The organism is Stenotrophomonas maltophilia group sp. SKK55 (assembly GCF_057179845.1).
Genome location: NZ_JBXUHP010000018.1, coordinates 315,228 through 332,153, shown reverse-complemented (window position 1 = coordinate 332,153; position 16,926 = coordinate 315,228). Strand labels below are relative to the sequence as shown.

20 protein-coding genes are annotated in these 16,926 nt (G+C 67.0%); 15 read left to right on the top strand and 5 right to left on the bottom strand.

Going from position 1 to position 16,926, the window contains the following annotated elements:
* Positions 1–128 precede the first annotated feature (128 nt).
* Positions 129–1,211, top strand: coding sequence for an ABC transporter ATP-binding protein (locus AC2A1N_RS10515; RefSeq protein WP_061480281.1), 1,083 nt, complete (start codon positions 129–131; stop codon positions 1,209–1,211).
* Positions 1,212–1,314: 103 nt separating this feature from the next.
* Here AC2A1N_RS10515 and ygfZ read toward each other — a convergent pair whose 3' ends face one another.
* Positions 1,315–2,190, bottom strand: a complete 876-nt coding sequence (gene ygfZ, locus AC2A1N_RS10510) for a CAF17-like 4Fe-4S cluster assembly/insertion protein YgfZ (RefSeq protein ID WP_154350549.1) — start codon at positions 2,188–2,190, stop codon at positions 1,315–1,317.
* A gap of 39 nt (positions 2,191–2,229) precedes the next feature.
* On the opposite strand from ygfZ, the gene AC2A1N_RS10505 reads away from it, so the two are divergent.
* The 10 genes from AC2A1N_RS10505 (at position 2,230) to AC2A1N_RS10460 (ending at position 9,261) form a co-directional block, all read left to right on the top strand.
* Positions 2,230–2,400 (top strand): DUF1674 domain-containing protein, encoded by a 171-nt coding sequence (locus tag AC2A1N_RS10505; RefSeq protein WP_005409075.1) that lies wholly within the window; start codon positions 2,230–2,232, stop codon positions 2,398–2,400.
* A gap of 56 nt (positions 2,401–2,456) precedes the next feature.
* Positions 2,457–2,849 carry a succinate dehydrogenase, cytochrome b556 subunit gene (gene sdhC, locus AC2A1N_RS10500; RefSeq protein WP_005416132.1) on the top strand — a complete coding sequence of 131 codons (393 nt, stop codon included), beginning with the start codon at positions 2,457–2,459 and terminating at the stop codon, positions 2,847–2,849.
* Positions 2,846–3,232 carry a succinate dehydrogenase, hydrophobic membrane anchor protein gene (gene sdhD / locus AC2A1N_RS10495; protein WP_005409077.1) on the top strand — a complete coding sequence of 129 codons (387 nt, stop codon included), beginning with the start codon at positions 2,846–2,848 and terminating at the stop codon, positions 3,230–3,232. Before sdhC ends, sdhD begins: the two co-directional genes overlap by 4 nt.
* Before the next feature lie 31 nt (positions 3,233–3,263).
* On the top strand, positions 3,264–5,054 hold the full coding sequence (gene sdhA, locus AC2A1N_RS10490; RefSeq protein WP_014036803.1) for a succinate dehydrogenase flavoprotein subunit: 1,791 nt from the start codon (positions 3,264–3,266) through the stop codon (positions 5,052–5,054).
* Between the two features lie 66 nt (positions 5,055–5,120).
* Positions 5,121–5,906 carry a succinate dehydrogenase iron-sulfur subunit gene (locus tag AC2A1N_RS10485; RefSeq protein ID WP_005409079.1) on the top strand — a complete coding sequence of 262 codons (786 nt, stop codon included), beginning with the start codon at positions 5,121–5,123 and terminating at the stop codon, positions 5,904–5,906.
* A gap of 98 nt (positions 5,907–6,004) precedes the next feature.
* On the top strand, positions 6,005–6,253 hold the full coding sequence (locus tag AC2A1N_RS10480; RefSeq protein WP_242893910.1) for an FAD assembly factor SdhE: 249 nt from the start codon (positions 6,005–6,007) through the stop codon (positions 6,251–6,253).
* A complete protein-coding gene (locus AC2A1N_RS10475) occupies positions 6,204–6,653 on the top strand; it encodes a hypothetical protein (protein ID WP_061480279.1) in 450 nt (149 codons plus the stop codon). The genes AC2A1N_RS10480 and AC2A1N_RS10475 overlap by 50 nt, the downstream gene beginning before the upstream one ends.
* Before the next feature lie 23 nt (positions 6,654–6,676).
* A complete protein-coding gene (locus AC2A1N_RS10470) occupies positions 6,677–7,918 on the top strand; it encodes a lipoprotein-releasing ABC transporter permease subunit (RefSeq protein ID WP_061480278.1) in 1,242 nt (413 codons plus the stop codon).
* Positions 7,911–8,624, top strand: a complete 714-nt coding sequence (gene lolD, locus AC2A1N_RS10465; RefSeq protein ID WP_014036806.1) for a lipoprotein-releasing ABC transporter ATP-binding protein LolD — start codon at positions 7,911–7,913, stop codon at positions 8,622–8,624. Before AC2A1N_RS10470 ends, lolD begins: the two co-directional genes overlap by 8 nt.
* 187 nt (positions 8,625–8,811) lie before the next feature.
* Positions 8,812–9,261: a DUF6491 family protein gene (locus AC2A1N_RS10460; RefSeq protein ID WP_053500546.1), complete on the top strand. Its 450-nt coding sequence runs from the start codon at positions 8,812–8,814 to the stop codon at positions 9,259–9,261.
* 67 nt (positions 9,262–9,328) lie between these two features.
* Here the strand turns inward: AC2A1N_RS10460 and AC2A1N_RS10455 are convergent, their stop codons facing one another.
* From AC2A1N_RS10455 to ftsY, 3 genes are all read right to left on the bottom strand, one after another.
* Positions 9,329–9,598 carry an oxidative damage protection protein gene (locus tag AC2A1N_RS10455; RefSeq protein WP_019661206.1) on the bottom strand — a complete coding sequence of 90 codons (270 nt, stop codon included), beginning with the start codon at positions 9,596–9,598 and terminating at the stop codon, positions 9,329–9,331.
* A gap of 5 nt (positions 9,599–9,603) precedes the next feature.
* Positions 9,604–10,728, bottom strand: coding sequence for an A/G-specific adenine glycosylase (gene mutY, locus AC2A1N_RS10450; protein WP_242893457.1), 1,125 nt, complete (start codon positions 10,726–10,728; stop codon positions 9,604–9,606).
* Between the two features lie 102 nt (positions 10,729–10,830).
* The gene (gene ftsY / locus AC2A1N_RS10445; RefSeq protein WP_061477966.1) at positions 10,831–12,117 is read right to left on the bottom strand and encodes a signal recognition particle-docking protein FtsY; all 1,287 of its coding nucleotides are present in this window, start codon (positions 12,115–12,117) and stop codon (positions 10,831–10,833) included.
* Positions 12,118–12,246: 129 nt separating this feature from the next.
* Here ftsY and AC2A1N_RS10440 point away from each other — a divergent pair, with 129 nt between their 5' ends.
* The gene (locus AC2A1N_RS10440) at positions 12,247–12,546 is read left to right on the top strand and encodes a hypothetical protein (RefSeq protein WP_154350551.1); all 300 of its coding nucleotides are present in this window, start codon (positions 12,247–12,249) and stop codon (positions 12,544–12,546) included.
* A gap of 129 nt (positions 12,547–12,675) precedes the next feature.
* Here AC2A1N_RS10440 and htpG read toward each other — a convergent pair whose 3' ends face one another.
* Positions 12,676–14,565 carry a molecular chaperone HtpG gene (gene htpG / locus AC2A1N_RS10435; protein WP_134969011.1) on the bottom strand — a complete coding sequence of 630 codons (1,890 nt, stop codon included), beginning with the start codon at positions 14,563–14,565 and terminating at the stop codon, positions 12,676–12,678.
* A 608-nt stretch (positions 14,566–15,173) separates the two neighbouring features.
* On the opposite strand from htpG, the gene rsmD reads away from it, so the two are divergent.
* Genes rsmD through AC2A1N_RS10420 form a run of 3 tightly spaced genes read left to right on the top strand, consistent with a single transcriptional unit; the run spans position 15,174 to position 16,839 of the window.
* Positions 15,174–15,752, top strand: coding sequence for a 16S rRNA (guanine(966)-N(2))-methyltransferase RsmD (gene rsmD / locus AC2A1N_RS10430; protein ID WP_061477963.1), 579 nt, complete (start codon positions 15,174–15,176; stop codon positions 15,750–15,752).
* A 26-nt stretch (positions 15,753–15,778) separates the two neighbouring features.
* Complete coding sequence (coaD, locus tag AC2A1N_RS10425) at positions 15,779–16,288, top strand: pantetheine-phosphate adenylyltransferase (RefSeq protein ID WP_061477962.1); 510 nt, start codon at positions 15,779–15,781, stop codon at positions 16,286–16,288.
* Between the two features lie 59 nt (positions 16,289–16,347).
* Positions 16,348–16,839: a hypothetical protein gene (locus tag AC2A1N_RS10420; RefSeq protein WP_004153167.1), complete on the top strand. Its 492-nt coding sequence runs from the start codon at positions 16,348–16,350 to the stop codon at positions 16,837–16,839.
* Positions 16,840–16,926 lie beyond the last annotated feature (87 nt).

Here is a 16,926-nt window from a genome sequence, read left to right as displayed (position 1 = left end):
CAGAATGGGCAACTGTATTCGATTGCAGTGCTCGCCGTCATGCGGCAAGCGCGCAATCATCACTGCCATCGGGAGGGCCGAGGCAGTCCCAAAAGACAGCCCGGCTTCGGGCGGACCGGATAGGTGATATGGCAAAAGTGCAGTTGCAGGGTGTGCGCAAGGTCTATGACAACGGCCAGGTCGCGGTGAAGGACGCCAGCTTCGAGGTCGCCGATGGCGAGCTGATGGTGCTGGTCGGTCCGTCCGGCTGTGGCAAGTCGACCCTGTTGCGGATGGTGGCGGGCCTGGAAGAGATCAGCGGCGGCACGCTGACCATCGGTGATCGCGTGGTCAACGACGTGGCGCCGAAGGATCGCGACATCGCCATGGTGTTCCAGAGCTACGCGTTGTACCCGCACATGACCGTGGCCGAGAACCTGGCCTTCGGCCTGAAGCTGCGCGGGCATGACAAGGCGACCATCGACAAGCGCATTGCCGAGGCGGCGCAGACGCTGGGCCTGACCGAGATGATGGACAAGCTGCCCAAGGCGATGTCCGGTGGCCAGCGCCAGCGCGTGGCACTGGGCCGGGCGCTGGTGCGCGAGCCGGCGGTGTTCCTGCTCGACGAGCCGCTGTCCAACCTCGACGCCAAGCTGCGGCACAGCGTGCGTACCGAGATCGCGCAGCTGCACCGCAAGCTGGGCACCACCATGATCTACGTGACGCACGACCAGGTCGAAGCGATGACCCTGGGCCAGCGCATCGTGGTGCTGAAGGACGGCATCATCCAGCAGATCGATACGCCGATGGCGCTGTACGATCGCCCGGCCAACCTGTTCGTGGCCGGTTTCCTCGGCAGCCCGGCGATGAACGTGCTGCGTGGCACGCTGCAGGGCGATGCCGGCGGCGTGAGCGTGGTCGACGGCGAATGGCGTGCACCGCTGGGCCAGGCGATGATCGATCCGGCATGGCTGCAGAAGCCGATCGCGGTGGGCGTGCGCCCGGAGCACCTGCAGCCGGCGGCTGCCGATGATGCGCATGCATTCACCGCGCGCATCGAAGGCATCGAGCCGGTCGGCAACGAGATCTTCGTCAATCTGAGCAGTGGCCAGCATGCGCTGACCATGCGCGTGGCACCGCAGTCGCTGCCAGCAGTGGGCGAGCAGATCCGCGTGGCGATTCACCCGCAGGGCCTGCATTTCTTCAACCCGGAAACCGGCGAGCGCCTCTGACGCTGTAGAGCCGAGCCCACGCTCGGCTGCTTCGTTGCGGTGCGGACCAACGGTCCGCACCCACCATGGCGGCGGTAGCGCCGGGCCGTGCCCGGCGTGAACCTCAGCGCGCCAATCCATCCAGTAGCGGCACACGCTGCGCCACCGCACCACCCACCTGCAGGTCGGCGTCACTGGCTTCCAGCGGCAGCACCGCCAGCGCCAGGTTGCCGGCCACGCTGGCGACCGTGCCCAGCGTCGCGCCGTCCTGCAGCACGCCATCGCCGGCCTGCGCCGGTGCCGCGGTATGCAGCAGCTGCACCGCGCGCTTGGCCTTGCCGAGGAAGTGGGTGCGGGCGACGATTTCCTGGCCCGGGTAGCAGCCTTTCTTCACGCTGTAGCCATTCAGGCGGTCCAGGCCCAGCTGCTGCGGGGTCCACACTTCGCGCTGGCTTTCGTCCAAGCGCGGCAATCCGTAGCGCAGGTCGGCCTGGCGCCAGGCGAGGGCGAAGGCGGCTTCATCGATTTCGCTGCCGGATGCAACGGCATCCGTCGCCCCGATGCGCAGGGTCCGCGGCAAGGCGTCGCTGCCCAGGTCCAGCTCCCAACCGTCACCTGCGGTCTGCGCAATCGCGGCGCCACTGGCGGCCTCGGGTGCGGTGAACGCGCCGGCCACCGCCAGATCGCTGCGCACCTGCACCTTCACCTTGCGGCGGAACACGAAGCGCTGCAGTTGCGACGCAATCGCATCGGCATCGCCGTCGGCCAGCACCAGCATCACGTGATCGTCGGCCAGCCGGAGCAGCTGGAACACTGCCAGGGTGCGGCCCTTGGCACTCAGCCAGGCGCTCCACTGCCAGTGCAGCAGGGGCAGCGCGGTGACGTCGCTGCTGAACTGGGCGTGGGCGAAGGCGGCCGCATCCGGGCCCTGCAGGCTCAGCAGCTGGTGGCCGGGCAGGCGCGGATATCCGACGAAAGCAGGGGGCAGGTTGTCAGGCACGTGAACGAGGTCTAAAATTTGTGCGTTGCGAGACCGAACATGATAGGCCAAACAACCCCCACTCCCGACGACGAATCTGAAGCCCCGCTGGTCCCCGCGGCACCCGTGCCCGTGGAACAGGAAAAAGCAGAGGAATTCGGCGGCCGCGGCGGACTTGATCCGGTGCGGTATGGCGATTGGGAGAAAAACGGACGCTGCATCGATTTCTGATCAGCATTGAGCCAACGCGGCCGCGTGCCGCCCAGCCGAGACAACGAGCCCAGCGAATGGCGACCAGACAACGCCCACTTTCCCCGCACCTTCAGGTGTATCGCTGGCAGATTCAGATGGCCACCTCGATCCTGCATCGAGCCACCGGCATCTTTCTGTCTGTTGGTGCCCTCATCATCGCTGCCGGCCTGCTGGCCCTGATGATGGGGCCCGAGTCCTGGAACTGCTTCACCGGCCATGCCGGGGCCTGGTATGGCCGCGTGTTCCTGTTCGCGTGGACATGGTCGTTCGCCTATCACCTGTGCAATGGCATCCGCCATGTGGTGCAGGACTTCGCCATCGGCTTCAGCATCCCTGCCTTCATCCGCAGCAGCTGGCTGTCGGTCATCGGCAGCCTGGTGATCACCCTGCTGGTGTGGGCCTATGTGATGTTCGGAGGTGCCGCGTGAGCAAGTTCCGTACCCCGCTGAAGAACGTGCGCGGCCTGGGCTCGGCCAAGACCGGCACCGAGCACTTCGTGCACCAGCGCCTGACCGCCGCCGCGCTGGTGGTGCTGGGCATCTGGTTCCTGGTCTTCGTGCTGGGCCTGCTGGGCTCGGATTACGCGACCGCCGCCGCCGCCGTGGCCAAGCCGTGGAATGCAGTGCCGTTGATCGGCCTGCTGATCGCCATGTTCTGGCACGCGCAGCTCGGCATGCAGGTCGTGCTGGAAGACTACATCCACGAATCGCTGCTGGCCCTGGTGCTGCAGACCGCGGTGAAGTTCGTCGCCGTGCTCGGCATGATCGTCAGTGTGTTTGCGGTGGGCCGCATCGCCCTCGGCGTTGCCTGAGCCCAGGCACCTACACAGGAATCCAGATTAGATGTCCGCTTACAAGATCACCGAACACAAGTACGACATGGTCGTGGTCGGCGCCGGCGGTGCCGGCCTGCGCGCCACGTTCGGCCTGGCCGCCAAGGGCCTGCAGACCGTGTGCCTGACCAAGGTCTTCCCGACCCGTTCGCACACCGTTGCCGCCCAGGGCGGTATTTCGGCCGCACTCGGCAACATGGGCGAGGACGACTGGCGCTACCACTTCTTCGACACCATCAAGGGGTCGGACTGGCTGGGCGACCAGGACGCCATCGAGTACATGTGCCGTGAGGCCATCCCGGCCATCATCGAACTGGAACACTACGGCGTGCCGTTCTCGCGCACCGCCGAAGGCAAGATCTACCAGCGTCCGTTCGGTGGCATGACCACCAAGTACGGCGAAGGCCCGGCGGCGCAGCGTACCTGCGCGGCGGCCGACCGTACCGGCCACGCGATGCTGCATACCCTGTACCAGCAGTCGCTGAAGCACGATGCGCGCTTCATGATCGAGTACTTCGCGCTCGACCTGATCTTCGACGACGAAGGCGCCTGCCGCGGCGTGCTGGCCCTGGACATGTCCGATGGCACGCTGCACCTGTTCCGCGCCCAGGGCGTGGTGCTGGCCACCGGCGGCTACGGCCGTGCCTACTTCAGCGCCACCTCGGCGCACACCTGCACCGGCGACGGTGGCGGCCTGGCCATGCGTGCCGGCATCGCCATGCAGGACATGGAGTTCGTGCAGTTCCACCCGACCGGCATCTACGGCGCCGGCTGCCTGATCACCGAGGGTGTCCGCGGTGAAGGCGGCATCCTGCGCAACAGCAGCGGCGAGCGCTTCATGGAGCGCTATGCACCGCACTACAAGGATCTGGCCTCGCGCGACGTGGTCAGCCGTTCGATGACCATCGAGATCCGCGAAGGCCGCGGCGTCGGCGAGCACAAGGACCACATCCTGCTCGACCTGACCCACCTCGGCCCGGGCGTGATCGACGAGAAGCTGCCGGGCATCGCCGAGAGCGCCCGCATCTTCGCCGGCGTCGACGTGCACAAGCAGCCGATCCCGGTCATTCCGACCGTGCACTACAACATGGGCGGCATCCCGACCAACTACCACGGTGAAGTGGTGCAGAAGGTCGGCGACAACGACAACGCCGTGGTGCCGGGCCTGTACGCCATCGGCGAAGCGGCCTGCGTGTCCGTGCACGGCGCCAACCGCCTGGGCTCGAACTCGCTGCTCGACCTGGTGGTGTTCGGCCGTGCGGTGGCCAACCGCTGCGCCGAGACCATCAAGCCGGGTGCCGCGCACAAGCCGCTGCCGGCCGATGCCTGCGACAAGGCGCTGGGCCTGCTGGACAAGCTGCGCCACGCCAACGGCGATACCCCGACCTCGGTCATCCGCGATCGCATGCAGCGCACCATGCAGGCCGACGCGGCCGTCTTCCGCACCAGCCAGACGCTGAAGGAAGGCTGCGAGAAGATGGACAAGATCTTCGACTCGTTCCAGGACGTGAAGGTCTCCGACCGTTCGCTGGTCTGGAACTCGGACCTGATCGAGACCTACGAGCTGAACAACCTGCTGCTCAACGCGGTGGCGACGATCAACTCGGCCGAACAGCGCAAGGAAAGCCGTGGTGCGCATGCGCACGAGGACTATCCGGACCGCGACGACGTCAACTGGCAGAAGCACACCCTGGTCAGCGTCGACGAGAAGGGCAAGTGCAGCTTCGACTACCGTCCGGTGCACATGTACACGTTGACCGACGACGTGTCCGTGGTGCCGCCGAAGCCGCGCGTGTACTGATCCGACCCCGCCTACCATGCAATCCGCGCCCACGGGCGCGGGCCGCCTGAGCCAACGAGAGCAGCCATGGCCGAGTTTTCACTCCCCAAGAATTCCAAGATCACGAAGGGCAAGCACTTCCCCGTCAAGAACGGCGGCAAGAATGTGCGCACCTTCAAGATCTACCGCTGGAGTCCGGACGACGACAGCAACCCGCGCACCGATACCTATGAAGTCGATCTGGACGCCTGTGGCCCGATGGTCCTGGACGCCCTGATCAAGATCAAGAACGAGATCGACCCGACCCTGACCTTCCGCCGTTCCTGCCGCGAAGGTATCTGTGGTTCGTGCGCGATGAACATCGACGGCACCAACACCCTGGCCTGCACCCGAGCCATCTCGGACTGCGGCAAGAAGGAAGTGCCGATCTACCCGCTGCCGCACATGAACGTGGTCAAGGATCTGGTTCCGGACCTGACCCACTTCTACGCGCAGTACGCCTCGATCAAGCCGTGGATCCGCACCCAGACCCCGGCACCGCCGGACCGCGAGCGCCTGCAGTCGCCGGAAGACCGCAAGAAGCTCGACGGCCTGTACGAGTGCATCCTGTGCGCCTGCTGCTCGACCAGCTGCCCGAGCTACTGGTGGAACGGCGAGCGTTACCTGGGCCCGGCGATCCTGCTGCAGGCCTATCGCTGGATCATCGACTCGCGCGATGAGGACACCGGTGCGCGCCTGGACGATCTGGAAGATCCGTTCAAGCTGTACCGCTGCCACACCATCATGAACTGCGCCCGCACCTGCCCGAAGGGCCTGAACCCGGCGCTGGCCATCGCCGAGATCAAGAAGCTGATGATGGAACGCCGCGCCTGATCAGGCCTGGCTGTACCCGGTAGAGCCACGCCATGCGTGGCTGCACCACCTCAGTAGAGCCACGCCATGCGTGGCTTTGCTGTATCTGGAGGAGCACGATGGAAGAAGACGTTCTGCTGAAGAAGCTGCGCTGGCGCTGCCGCCGCGGCATGCGCGAACTGGACCAGCTGTTCGGCCGCTACCTGGACCGTGAATGGCGCACTGCGCCGACCGAAGAGCGCGAGGTTTTCCTGTTCCTGCTCGACTGCGAGGACGATAAGTTGTGGCGCTGGTTCATGGGCTATGAGGCCTGCCCGCATGCGCACGCGATCCCCCTCATGCAGAAGATCCTCGCCCTCAAGCCTTGAGTGGCGCCCCTCGCGGCTGCAGGCCGCCGCCCAGTTGGCGGTGCTGCTGGCCTCCCCCTGGTTGTTGCGCGCCTCGGATCTGCCTGCGCGGCTGCTGATGCCCGCGCTGCTGCTGGCCTGGGGCGTCGGCTTGGCCGAACTGGCCTGGCGCCAGCGCAGGCCGCGCGTGCAGGTGCTTCTGCCTCCGCTTCCCGAGGCATTGCAGGTGGCCGGACGGGACGTCGATACGCCACGGCTGGTGGTGCGTGGCCCATGGTTGTTGTTGCTGTGGCGTGAGGATCGGCGCCGCCGGCGCCTGCTGTTCTGGCCGGATGTGCTCGATTCAGGGCAGCGACGTGAACTGCGACTGGCCGTGGCCACACGCAGCGTTTCCCGTCGGCCCCGGTCAATGGCACCATAAGCTGAATTGACCGGCGTGCCTGCATGTTCAAACCCATTCCCGTGGCCATCGGCCTGCGCTACCTGCGCGCCAAGCGCCGCAACGGCTTCATCTCCTTCATCTCGATGGCATCGATCCTGGGCATCGCGCTCGGCGTTACGGTGCTGATCACCACCCTGGCGGTGATGAGCGGTTTCCAGAAGGAAATCCGCAGCCGCCTGCTGCAGATGACCGCCCATACCACCATCAGCCGCGACGGCGAGCCGATGCCGGACTGGATGCGGGTGGTTGATGTTGCCCGCAAGGATCCGCGCGTGGCGGGTGCCGCGCCGTACATCGAGATCCAGTCGATGATCAGCGGCCCGCGCGTGCAGGGCGCGATCATCCAGGGCATCGATCCGGCGTTGGAGCCGAACGTCTCGGTGATCGACAGGAAGGTCACCAAGGGCAGCTATGACAGCCTCAAGCCGGGCAGCTTCAACCTGCTGCTGGGCAAGGAGCTGGCGATCTGGCTGGGCGTGGACGTTGGCGACCAGGTGCTGGTGACCTTTGCCGAAGTGCAGGGCACGCCGGCCGGTGCGGTGCCACGGATGAAGCGCTTCACCGTCAGCGGCATCTTCGAGGCCGGGTACAACGAGGTCGATCGCGGCGTCGGCTTCGCCAACATGCAGGACCTGGAGCGTGTTCTGCGCAGTGACGGCGCCACCGGCGTGCGGCTGAAACTGCACGACATGGACCGTTCGCTGGAAGTGGGCGTGGACCTGGCGCAGAGCCTCGGCGGTGCCTACCGCGTGAGTGACTGGACGCAGCAGAACGCCAACCTCTACCACTCGCTGCGCATGGAGAAGGTGGTGATGGGCATCCTGCTGTCGCTGATCATCGCCATGGGGGCCTTCAACCTGGTGTCCTCGCAGGTGATGCTGGTGACCGACAAGCAGGCCGACATTGCCATCCTGCGCACCCTGGGCCTGACCCCGGGCGGGGTGATGCAGGTGTTCATGGTGCAGGGCTCGCTGATCGGCATCTTCGGCACGCTGGCCGGCCTGATCGGTGGCATCACCCTGACCCTCAACCTGGAACGGATCCTCGGCGCCATCGAGAGCGTGTTCAACGTCAAGCTGATGCCGGAGGATGTGTACTACATCACCGGCCTGCCGACCGACATGCAGACCGGCGACGTGGTGGCGATCACCGTGGTCGCACTGCTGATGAGCTTCCTGGCCACCCTGTATCCCGCCTGGCGGGCAGCACGCACCCAGCCGGCGGAGGCCCTGCGTTATGAATAAGGTCTTCAACCGCGGCGACGAAGTGATCCGCGCCGAAGCACTGGGCAAGACCTACGCCGAAGGGCGCATGCAGACCCCGGTGTTCGATGGGCTGGACCTGACCGTGACTGCTGGCGAGACGGTGGCGATCATCGGCGCCTCCGGCGCCGGCAAGAGTACGCTGCTGCACCTGCTGGGTGGCCTCGACATTCCGACTGCGGGCGAGGTCTATGTGACCGGCCAGCGCATGTCGGCGCTGTCGGATACCGCGCGCGGCCTGCTGCGCAACCAGGCGCTGGGCTTCGTCTACCAGTTCCATCACCTGCTACCGGAGTTCACCGCGCTGGAAAACGTGATGATGCCGGTGCTGCTGGCCGGCACCGCCGTGGCCGAGGCGAGCAGCCGGGCCACCACGCTGCTGGAAGCGGTCGGCCTCGGCCATCGCCTGGACCACAAGCCGGGCGAGCTGTCCGGCGGCGAACGCCAACGTGCCGCAGTGGCGCGCGCGCTGGTCAATCATCCGGCCTGCGTACTCGGCGACGAGCCGACCGGTAACCTGGATGACCGCACCGCCGGCACCGTGTTCGAGCTGATGCTGGAACTCAACCGCGCGCGTCATACCAGCCTGGTGCTGGTGACCCACGACCGCAGCTTGGCACGGCGCCTGGACCGGGTGCTGGAGCTACGCGAAGGGCGCCTGCACGCACTGGCCCACGCCGACGTCTGAGCGCTGGGACCGCTTTGGTAGAGGCCGGCCTTGGGTGGCTGCTCCTGCAGGGCAAGCGCCAACCAAGGTTGGCGTCTACCGTGGTCCGGCCAGTAGCCGCCGACCGGCGGCTGAATGGGGCGCGAGCCGTCGCGCCGGCGTTGCCAGCCCGGGCGCATGATGGCGACAGTTCCCCGAGGAGATCGCCATGAAGACCCCGATCCTGATGGCCGGACTCTGCCTGGCACTGGCCGCCTGTGCGACCACCGGCCGGCTCAGCAGTACCGAGAAACTGGATCTGTACCGTGCCCACGCCGGCGCGCCGCAGAATGACATGCAGTTCTTTGGCAGCCTCAATGGCTGGACCGAGCTGGGCGACAGTGCGCTGGCGGTCTGGACCCGTCCCAGCGAAGCCTATCTGCTGGAGTTGAATGGTCCCTGCCAGGACCTGCCATATGCGACCGCCATCGGCCTGACCAGCAGCATGGGCCGCGTGTCGTCGCGCTTCGACAAGGTGCTGGTGCGCGACCCCACCGGCGGCCCGCGCCTGCCGTGCTTCATCAACAGCATCCGCAAGCTGGACGTGAAGGCCCTGCGTGCGTCCGAGCAGGAGCTGCGACAGGCGCAGGTGCAGGAGCGCGAGGAATCCGGGAAATAAACGGGTAGCGCCGGGCCATGCCCGGCGGATGCCTGGACGCCGGGCATGGCCCGGCGCTACCGGCAGGTCAGGCTTCCGGAACGAAGCCAGCCGGCTTCTCTGCGTCCTTCTCGAACAGGAACTTGACCAGTTCGCCTTCAAGGAACGCACGATGTTCCGGCGTGCGCGGCGACAGCCGGTTCTCGTTGATCAGCATGGTCTGGTGGGCCAGCCACGCGGCCCAGGCCTGCTTGCCGATGTTGTTGAAGATGCGCTGGCCCAGCTCGCCGGGGTAGGGCACGAAGTCCAGGCCCTCGGCATCGCGTTGTTCGTACTGGCAGAAGACGGTTCGGGGCATGGCACTCACTCGTGGTTGCGGGGTTTGCTGGAATTTCGTTTCGGCGTCTTGATCGTGGCGCCGTCGAGCAGTTTGCGGATCGGTGCCGGCAGGCCCAATGCGGGTAGCTCGTCGTTGGCGACCCAGCGCAGCGTGGGTTCTTCCACGCGCAGGCCGCGCACCTTCCGTGACAATACCTGCAGGTGCAGCCTGTAGTGGCTGAAGGTGTGCTGCAGCACCGGCAGTTCCTCCGCATCTTCCAGCGAGCCGTCGACATGTGCGTCGAACCAGTCCTGCAGGTCGCTGCCGGCCTCGGCCTGCGGCAGCGTCCACAGCTGCGCCCAGATGCCGGTGTCCGGCCGCTTCTGCAGCAGCACGCGCTGCTGGGCGTCGCGCAGCAGCAGTGCAACTGCTTCGCGTTTGGGCAGGGTCCTGCTGGGCTTGGGCGTGGGCAGTTCAGCGGTGCGGCCTTCGCGCCGCGCCACGCATGCGTCCTGCAGCGGGCAGATCACGCAGGCCGGCTTGGCCCGGCTGCATACCGTCGCGCCCAGGTCCATCTGCGCCTGGGTGTAATCGGCCATGCGCCCGGCCGGCACCTGCGCGACGTGCGCCTCGGCAATCGCCCACAGTTGTTTCTCGATGGCCGGCAGGCCGGGAAAGCCGTCGATGCCGTGGTAGCGGCTGAGCACGCGCTTGACGTTGCCGTCGAGAATCGCGAACCGCTCGTTCCAGGCCTGGCTGAGGATCGCACCGGCGGTGCTGCGGCCGATGCCGGGCAGGGCATGCAATGCATCGAAGTCGCGCGGCAGGTCGCCGTCGTGCAGTTCCACGCAGCGCTTTGCCGCGGCATGCAGGTTGCGTGCACGGGCGTAGTAGCCGAGCCCGGCCCACTGCGCCATCACTGCGTCATTGCTGGCGGCAGCGAGGTCGGGCAGGGTCGGGAAGTGCTGCAGGAACCGCTGGAAGTACGGGATGACCGTAGCCACCTGGGTCTGCTGCAGCATGATTTCCGACAGCCAGACCCGATAGGGGCTGCGCGGGTGCTGCCAGGGCAGGTCATGGCGACCGTGGTCGTCGAACCAGTGCAGCAGGCGGGCGACGAAGTCGTCTTCCTGGGCAGTGTCGGCGCTGGCGTGCGGCTGGCGGGGCATGAGTGTTCCGGAAGGAGGCAGCCACCCATGGGGTGGCTCTGCTTCGCCCTGGTGGAGCCACCCATGGGTGGCTGCACCAGATTGCGGTGGCTGCGCGATCTATCAGGCGCCCAATGCTTCGGGCAGCAGGGCGTCGACGAAGGCTTCCGGGTCGAACACGCGCAGGTCTTCCGGGCGCTCGCCAATGCCGGCGAAGCGGATCGGAATGCCGAACTCGCGGGCCAGCGCGAACACCACGCCGCCCTTGGCGGTGCCGTCCAGCTTGGTCACCACCAGGCCGGTCACGTTCACTGCGGCATTGAACTGGCGCAGCTGCGACAGCGCGTTCTGGCCGGTGGTGCCGTCGATCACCATCAGCACTTCGTGCGGGGCGGTGGGGTCGATCTTGCCGAGCACGCGGCGGATCTTGCCCAGCTCGTTCATCAGCCCGGACTGGGTGTGCAGGCGGCCGGCGGTATCGGCGATCAGCACCGAGGTGCCGCGGGCCTTGCCGGCCTGCAGCGCGTCGAATGCCACCGAAGCGGCATCGGCGTTCTGCCCCTGCGCGACCACGGCCACGCCGTTGCGCTCGCCCCAGGCCTGCAGCTGGGCCACGGCGGCGGCGCGGAAGGTATCGCCGGCAGCCAGCATCAGGCTGTGGCCGTCATCCTTGAAGCGCTTGGCCAGTTTGCCGATGGTGGTGGTCTTGCCGACGCCGTTGACGCCGACGGTGAGCACCACGAAGGGCTTGGCGTTGCGGTCGATCACCAGCGGCTTGGCCACCGGCTGCAGGATCGCGATCAGCTCGGCGCGCAGCGCGGCCAGCAGCGCATTGGCGTCGGCGAACTCGCGCGACTTCATGCGCTTGCGCAGGCCCTCGACCAGATCGGTGGTGGCGCCCACGCCGACGTCGGCGGTGATCAGGGCGGTTTCCAGTTCGTCCAGCAGATCGTCGTCGAGCTTGGGGTTGCGCGAGAACAGGCCGCCGAAGCTGCGCGCGATGACGCTGTTGCGCAGGCGTTCGCGCCAGCCGGGCTTGCCGGCGGGCGCCGGCGGGGCATCCACCAGCGCCGGCAGGTCGGTGGCCGGGGCGGTTGGTTCCTCGACCGGAATGACCGGAGCCAGAGGAGCCAGCACAGCGGCCGCAGCGAGCGCTTCAGCCTGGACGTCCTCGGACGCGGTGGCCGGCTGCGCAGCTGGCACGGCAGGCACTTCGGCGACGGGGGCCTGTACGGCGACGGTGGCCGGTTCCGGTGCCTTGGCTTCGACCACCGCGGCGGTGGGTGCGTCTTCGGCCGGGGCGGCCGACGGGAACGCCGCCGCCAGCTCTTCAGCCGAGTAGTGCTGGGTCTTGGGCGCCTCCGTGGTGGGGGCATCCTGGGGCTTCTTGCGGCGGAAAAAACTGAGCATTGGCAAAAGGCGCTGAAATCAGAGGGATATGCTACCACTCGGGCCTGTCGGGCCGATGTGGACTCAAGGTCGCGGCCGGCCGGCCGCTAACCGGTCCGGAGGGTTGCGCGGAGCGGCCCGGAGACCGCCATGAACAACGTGATGGGAATCGCCCTAGGCGGCATGCGTGCGGCCCAGCAGGGCGTGCAGGTGGCAGCGCACAACGTGGCCAATCTGGCGACCCCCGATGCGCAGCGCCTGCAGTTGCAGCGCGGTGCCACTGGACAGGGCGGGGTGCAGGCCTCGGTGACTGCCGGCGGCGCCGATGTCGGTGCACCGCTGGGAGATCTGCTGGCGGCGAAAGCCGAGGTAGTGGCCTTCGCCGCCAATGCCTCGGTGATCCGCCGCCAGGACCAGATGCTGGGCTCGCTGCTGGATCGCGAAGCCTGAACCCCCTCCGCAGGCGCAAACCGCCGCCCCTGGTGGGTGCCAACCTTGGTTGGCACGCTTTTGGGGCGCCAACCAAGGTTGGCCTCTACCAAGGCACCGCCGGGCCATGCCCGGCGACCACCGCCTCGATCAGGCCGACAGCTCCAGCAGCAGTTTGTTCAGGCGCGCCACGTAGGCGCCCGGGTCCTTCAGGCTGTCACCGGCGGCCAGTGCGGCCTGGTCGAACAGCACCCGGCCGAGGTCGTCGAAGCGCGCGCCATCGGCTTCGGCGTCGAGCTTGGCGATCAGCGGATGGCCCGGGTTGATCTCCAGCACCGGCTTGCTGTCCGGCACCTTCTGCCCGCTGGCTTCCAGGATCTGGCGCATCTGCAGGCCCAGGTCCTGCTCGCCGATGGCCAGCACCGCCGGCGAATCGGTCAGGCGGTGCGACACGCGCACCTCGGCCACTTCGTCACCCAGGACCGTCTTGAGCCGCTCGACCAGGCCCTGCTTGTCCTTTGCTGCAGCTTCCTGTGCCTGCTTGTCCGCATCGGTTTCCAGTGCGCCCAGGTCGAGATCGCCACGGGCGATGTCGACGAAGCCCTTACCGTCGAAATCGGTCAGGTAGCCCATCAGCCACTCGTCGATGCGGTCGGTCAGCAGCAGCACTTCCACGCCCTTCTTGCGGAACACTTCCAGGTGCGGGCTGTTGCGTACCTGGCTGTAGCTCTCGCCGGTGAGGTAGTAGATCTTGTCCTGGCCTTCGGTCATGCGGCCGATGTAATCGGCCAGCGACACGCTCTGCGCATCGCCGTCGCCGCGGGTGGAGGCGAAGCGCAGCAGGCCGGCCACCTTCTCGCGGTTGTTGTAGTCCTCGGCCGGGCCTTCCTTCAGCACCTGGCCGAACTCCTTCCAGAACGTGGCGTACTGCTCGGGCTTGTCGGTGGCCAGCTTCTCCAGCATGTCCAGCGAACGCTTGGTCAGCGCCGATTTCATCGAATCGATGACCGGGCCGGACTGCAGGATCTCGCGCGAGACGTTCAGCGACAGGTCGTTGGAATCGACCACGCCCTTGATGAAGCGCAGGTACAGCGGCAGGAACTGCTCTGCCTGGTCCATCACGAACACGCGCTGCACGTACAGTTTCAGGCCCTTGGGCGCATCGCGGTGGTACAGGTCGAACGGCGCGCGGCCGGGCACGTACAGCAGCGAGGTGTACTCCAGCTTGCCCTCGACCTTGTTGTGGCTCCACGCCAGCGGGTCGCTATGGTCGTGCGCTACGTGCTTGTAGAACTCGGTGTACTCGGCGTCGCTGATCTCGGTGCGCGGGCGGGTCCACAGCGCGCTGGCGCGGTTGACGGTCTCCCACTCGACGGCGGCGCCTTCTTCACCTTCCTTCGGCATCTGGATCGGCAGGCCGATATGGTCCGAGTACTTCTTGAGGATGCTGCGCAGGCGCCAGCCATCGGCGAAGTCGTGCTCGCCTTCCTTCAGGTGCAGCACGATGCGGGTACCGCGCTCGGCCTTGTCGACGGTGGCCACTTCGAAATCGCCTTCGCCACGCGAGCTCCAGCGCACGCCTTCGGCTGCAGCCAGGCCGGCGCGGCGCGAGGTCACTTCCACTTCGTCGGCGACGATGAAGGCGCTGTAGAAGCCGACGCCGAACTGGCCGATCAGCTGCGAATCCTTCTTCTGGTCGCCGGACAGCTGCCGCAGGAAGTCGCCGGTGCCGGACTTGGCGATGGTGCCGAGGTGGGCGATGGCTTCGGCGCGGCTCATGCCAATGCCGTTGTCTTCGATGGTGATGGTGTGGGCGGCGGCGTCGAAGCTGACGCGCACGCGCAGCTCGCTGTCGCCTTCCAGCAGCGCCGGCTGGGTCAGGGCCTCGAAGCGCAGCTTGTCGGCGGCGTCGGCAGCGTTGGAGACCAGCTCGCGCAGGAAGATTTCCTTGTTGGAGTACAGCGAGTGGATCATCAGCTGCAGCAGCTGCTTGACTTCGGTCTGGAAGCCAAGGGTTTCGGTCTGGGTGGTCTCGGTCATCGATAGGGCTCCATGTGCAATGCCGCGCCAGCGCGTGCGGCCTCGCCAAGGGGTAGGGATGATTGTCCCGAAATCAAGGGGCTGGTCGGCAGGGCTTGCAGCCCTGCACCTGCAGAGGCCGAAGCAACAGCAACAGCAATAGCAACAGCGGGCTATCCTTGGGATGGCGGGGTGGTGTGGGTTGGCAGGACACGCCGTAAACCCGTCCATGGGGGCTCGATGGCGCCATCCATGGCGCCAACGGTCCTGCCAACCCACACCGCCCGCCTCTGACAGGTTCACTCGGCTGTTGGTAGGTGCCGACCGTTGGTCGGCACATCTGTCAGATATCGATACATCCAATGGGGTCAGATCCGTTTTCCGCAGGAAAACGGATCTGACCCCGCCTGCATGTCGAGCATCGGATCGCGTCTGGGGTGGAGCCCCCTGAGTCAGGGGGCAGCCGCGAAGCGGCGGGGGTGTGGAAGCTGGTAAGTGGGGCCCGCGTTTCGCGCAGCGAAGCGTGGGAGCGACAGCGCGCATGCGTTGGCGCGTCCCCGGGCGCCGCCCGGCCGAACTACAATCCCGCTCATGCTGAATTTCTCGAATGAACCCCGCCGGGGGCGCCGGTGAGCGGCCGCGGGGGCAATGACGGCCAGGTCCGCATCATCGGCGGTCGCTGGCGCAATACCCGCCTGCCGGTGCCGACCCTGCCGGGACTGCGGCCCAGCAGCGATCGTGTGCGCGAAACCCTGTTCAACTGGCTGATACCCAAGCTCGGCGGGGCCCGTGTGCTGGACCTGTTCGCCGGCAGCGGCGCATTGGGCCTGGAAGCGGTCTCGCGCGGTGCCGCCCACGCCACCCTGGTCGAGCGCGATGCGCAGCTGGGACGCAACCTGACCGCCGCCGTGGCCAAGCTGCAGGCCAGCGACCAGATCAGCGTCGTGCAGGCCGATGCCCTGCGCTGGCTGCAGGGTGCGCCCGCGCAGCAGGCCGATCTGGTGTTCATCGACCCGCCATTCGCCGATGGCCTGTGGCAGGACGTGCTGGCCCAGCTGCCGCGGCACCTGACCGCCGACGCCTGGCTGTACCTGGAGTCGCCGGCCGGCCACGTGCCGGTGCTGCCGCAGGGCTGGCTGCTCCACCGTGAGGGCGGCACCCGTGAGGTGCGCTTTGCCCTGTACCGCCGTGCCACTGCTACACTTTGACCTCATCTGAACATCTGCTACCGCCCATGACCGTGGCCAACCGCCGCATCGCCGTCTATCCCGGCACGTTCGACCCGATCACCAACGGTCACATCGACCTTGTGAGCCGGGCCGCGCCGCTGTTCGAAAAGGTCGTGGTCGGCGTGGCGCAGAGCCCGTCGAAGGGCCCGGCGCTGCCGCTGGAACAGCGCGTGCTGCTGGCGCGTGGCGCCCTGGCCCACCATGGCAATGTCGAAGTCATCGGCTTCGATACCCTGCTGGCCCATTTCGTACGCTCGGTCCAGGGTGGGGTGCTGCTGCGCGGCCTGCGCGCGGTGTCCGACTTCGAGTACGAATTCCAGATGGCCAGCATGAACCGCCACCTGATTCCCGAGGTCGAGACCCTGTTCCTGACCCCGGCCGAGCAGCACAGCTTCATTTCGTCCTCGCTGGTCCGCGAGATCGCGCGCCTGGGCGGCGACGTGTCCGGTTTCGTGCCGGCCGCGGTGCTCGAAGCCCTGCGCAAGGTCCGCGAAGCGAAGGCGGCACAGTCGTAAGCCCGCCGTACCTGCACCCCATCACGTACAACACCACGCACCATTCCGGGAGGAAATCCATGAACACCACCATGCGCGCGATGCTGATCGCTTCGTTGGCCCTGGCCTTCACCGCCTGCAAGAAGGAAGAGGCCGCTCCGGTCGACGAGGCCAAGCAGGCCCTGGTCGCTCCGTCCAAGGACGACGATGCCGGCTGGAAGAAGTACCTGCAGGAAGTGGCGATCCAGAACATGGGCAACATCACCAACAGCCCGTTCCTGTACTACCTCTCCCCGGAATCGGACCCGGACTTCCAGGCCAAGTATGAGCGCCAGACCGAGAGCGCGACCCAGGCCGTGGCCCGTGGCGTGCAGCCGGGCAACATGCTGGCCTTCGGTTCGTCGGCCTCGGGCAAGATGGCTGACATGATCCAGGCCGTGTTCAAGGACGTGTCGCCGGATTCGATGAAGGGCGTGCGCGTCGTCTTCATCGGCCAGTCGGCCGACAACGCCCGCGTGCAGGCTGCGATCCAGCCGACCGGTGCCGAGTACATTTTCGTCGAAGCCAAGTAATACCGAGCCATGGCGGCCATGCTCCGGCATGGCCCGGGCGGCGTCCTGCCAGGGCGCCGCTGATGACCTGACCGGCCCGCGCGCCCG

What these genes read in the sequence shown, in the direction of transcription:
- AC2A1N_RS10480 (WP_242893910.1), top strand. Translation starts at nt 6,005, where the DNA reads ATGGAAGAAGACGTTCTGCTGAAGAAGCTGCGCTGGCGCTGCCGCCGC.
- AC2A1N_RS10470 (WP_061480278.1), top strand. Translation starts at nt 6,677, where the DNA reads ATGTTCAAACCCATTCCCGTGGCCATCGGCCTGCGCTACCTGCGCGCC.
- mutY (WP_242893457.1), bottom strand. Translation starts at nt 10,728, where the DNA reads ATGCCCCGCCAGCCGCACGCCAGCGCCGACACTGCCCAGGAAGACGAC.
- sdhA (WP_014036803.1), top strand. Translation starts at nt 3,264, where the DNA reads ATGTCCGCTTACAAGATCACCGAACACAAGTACGACATGGTCGTGGTC.
- coaD (WP_061477962.1), top strand. Translation starts at nt 15,779, where the DNA reads ATGACCGTGGCCAACCGCCGCATCGCCGTCTATCCCGGCACGTTCGAC.
- AC2A1N_RS10440 (WP_154350551.1), top strand. Translation starts at nt 12,247, where the DNA reads ATGAACAACGTGATGGGAATCGCCCTAGGCGGCATGCGTGCGGCCCAG.
- htpG (WP_134969011.1), bottom strand. Translation starts at nt 14,565, where the DNA reads ATGACCGAGACCACCCAGACCGAAACCCTTGGCTTCCAGACCGAAGTC.
- sdhC (WP_005416132.1), top strand. Translation starts at nt 2,457, where the DNA reads ATGGCGACCAGACAACGCCCACTTTCCCCGCACCTTCAGGTGTATCGC.
- AC2A1N_RS10455 (WP_019661206.1), bottom strand. Translation starts at nt 9,598, where the DNA reads ATGCCCCGAACCGTCTTCTGCCAGTACGAACAACGCGATGCCGAGGGC.
- AC2A1N_RS10460 (WP_053500546.1), top strand. Translation starts at nt 8,812, where the DNA reads ATGAAGACCCCGATCCTGATGGCCGGACTCTGCCTGGCACTGGCCGCC.
- AC2A1N_RS10485 (WP_005409079.1), top strand. Translation starts at nt 5,121, where the DNA reads ATGGCCGAGTTTTCACTCCCCAAGAATTCCAAGATCACGAAGGGCAAG.
- AC2A1N_RS10515 (WP_061480281.1), top strand. Translation starts at nt 129, where the DNA reads ATGGCAAAAGTGCAGTTGCAGGGTGTGCGCAAGGTCTATGACAACGGC.
- ftsY (WP_061477966.1), bottom strand. Translation starts at nt 12,117, where the DNA reads ATGCTCAGTTTTTTCCGCCGCAAGAAGCCCCAGGATGCCCCCACCACG.
- AC2A1N_RS10420 (WP_004153167.1), top strand. Translation starts at nt 16,348, where the DNA reads ATGAACACCACCATGCGCGCGATGCTGATCGCTTCGTTGGCCCTGGCC.
- lolD (WP_014036806.1), top strand. Translation starts at nt 7,911, where the DNA reads ATGAATAAGGTCTTCAACCGCGGCGACGAAGTGATCCGCGCCGAAGCA.
- AC2A1N_RS10475 (WP_061480279.1), top strand. Translation starts at nt 6,204, where the DNA reads ATGCGCACGCGATCCCCCTCATGCAGAAGATCCTCGCCCTCAAGCCTT.
- AC2A1N_RS10505 (WP_005409075.1), top strand. Translation starts at nt 2,230, where the DNA reads ATGATAGGCCAAACAACCCCCACTCCCGACGACGAATCTGAAGCCCCG.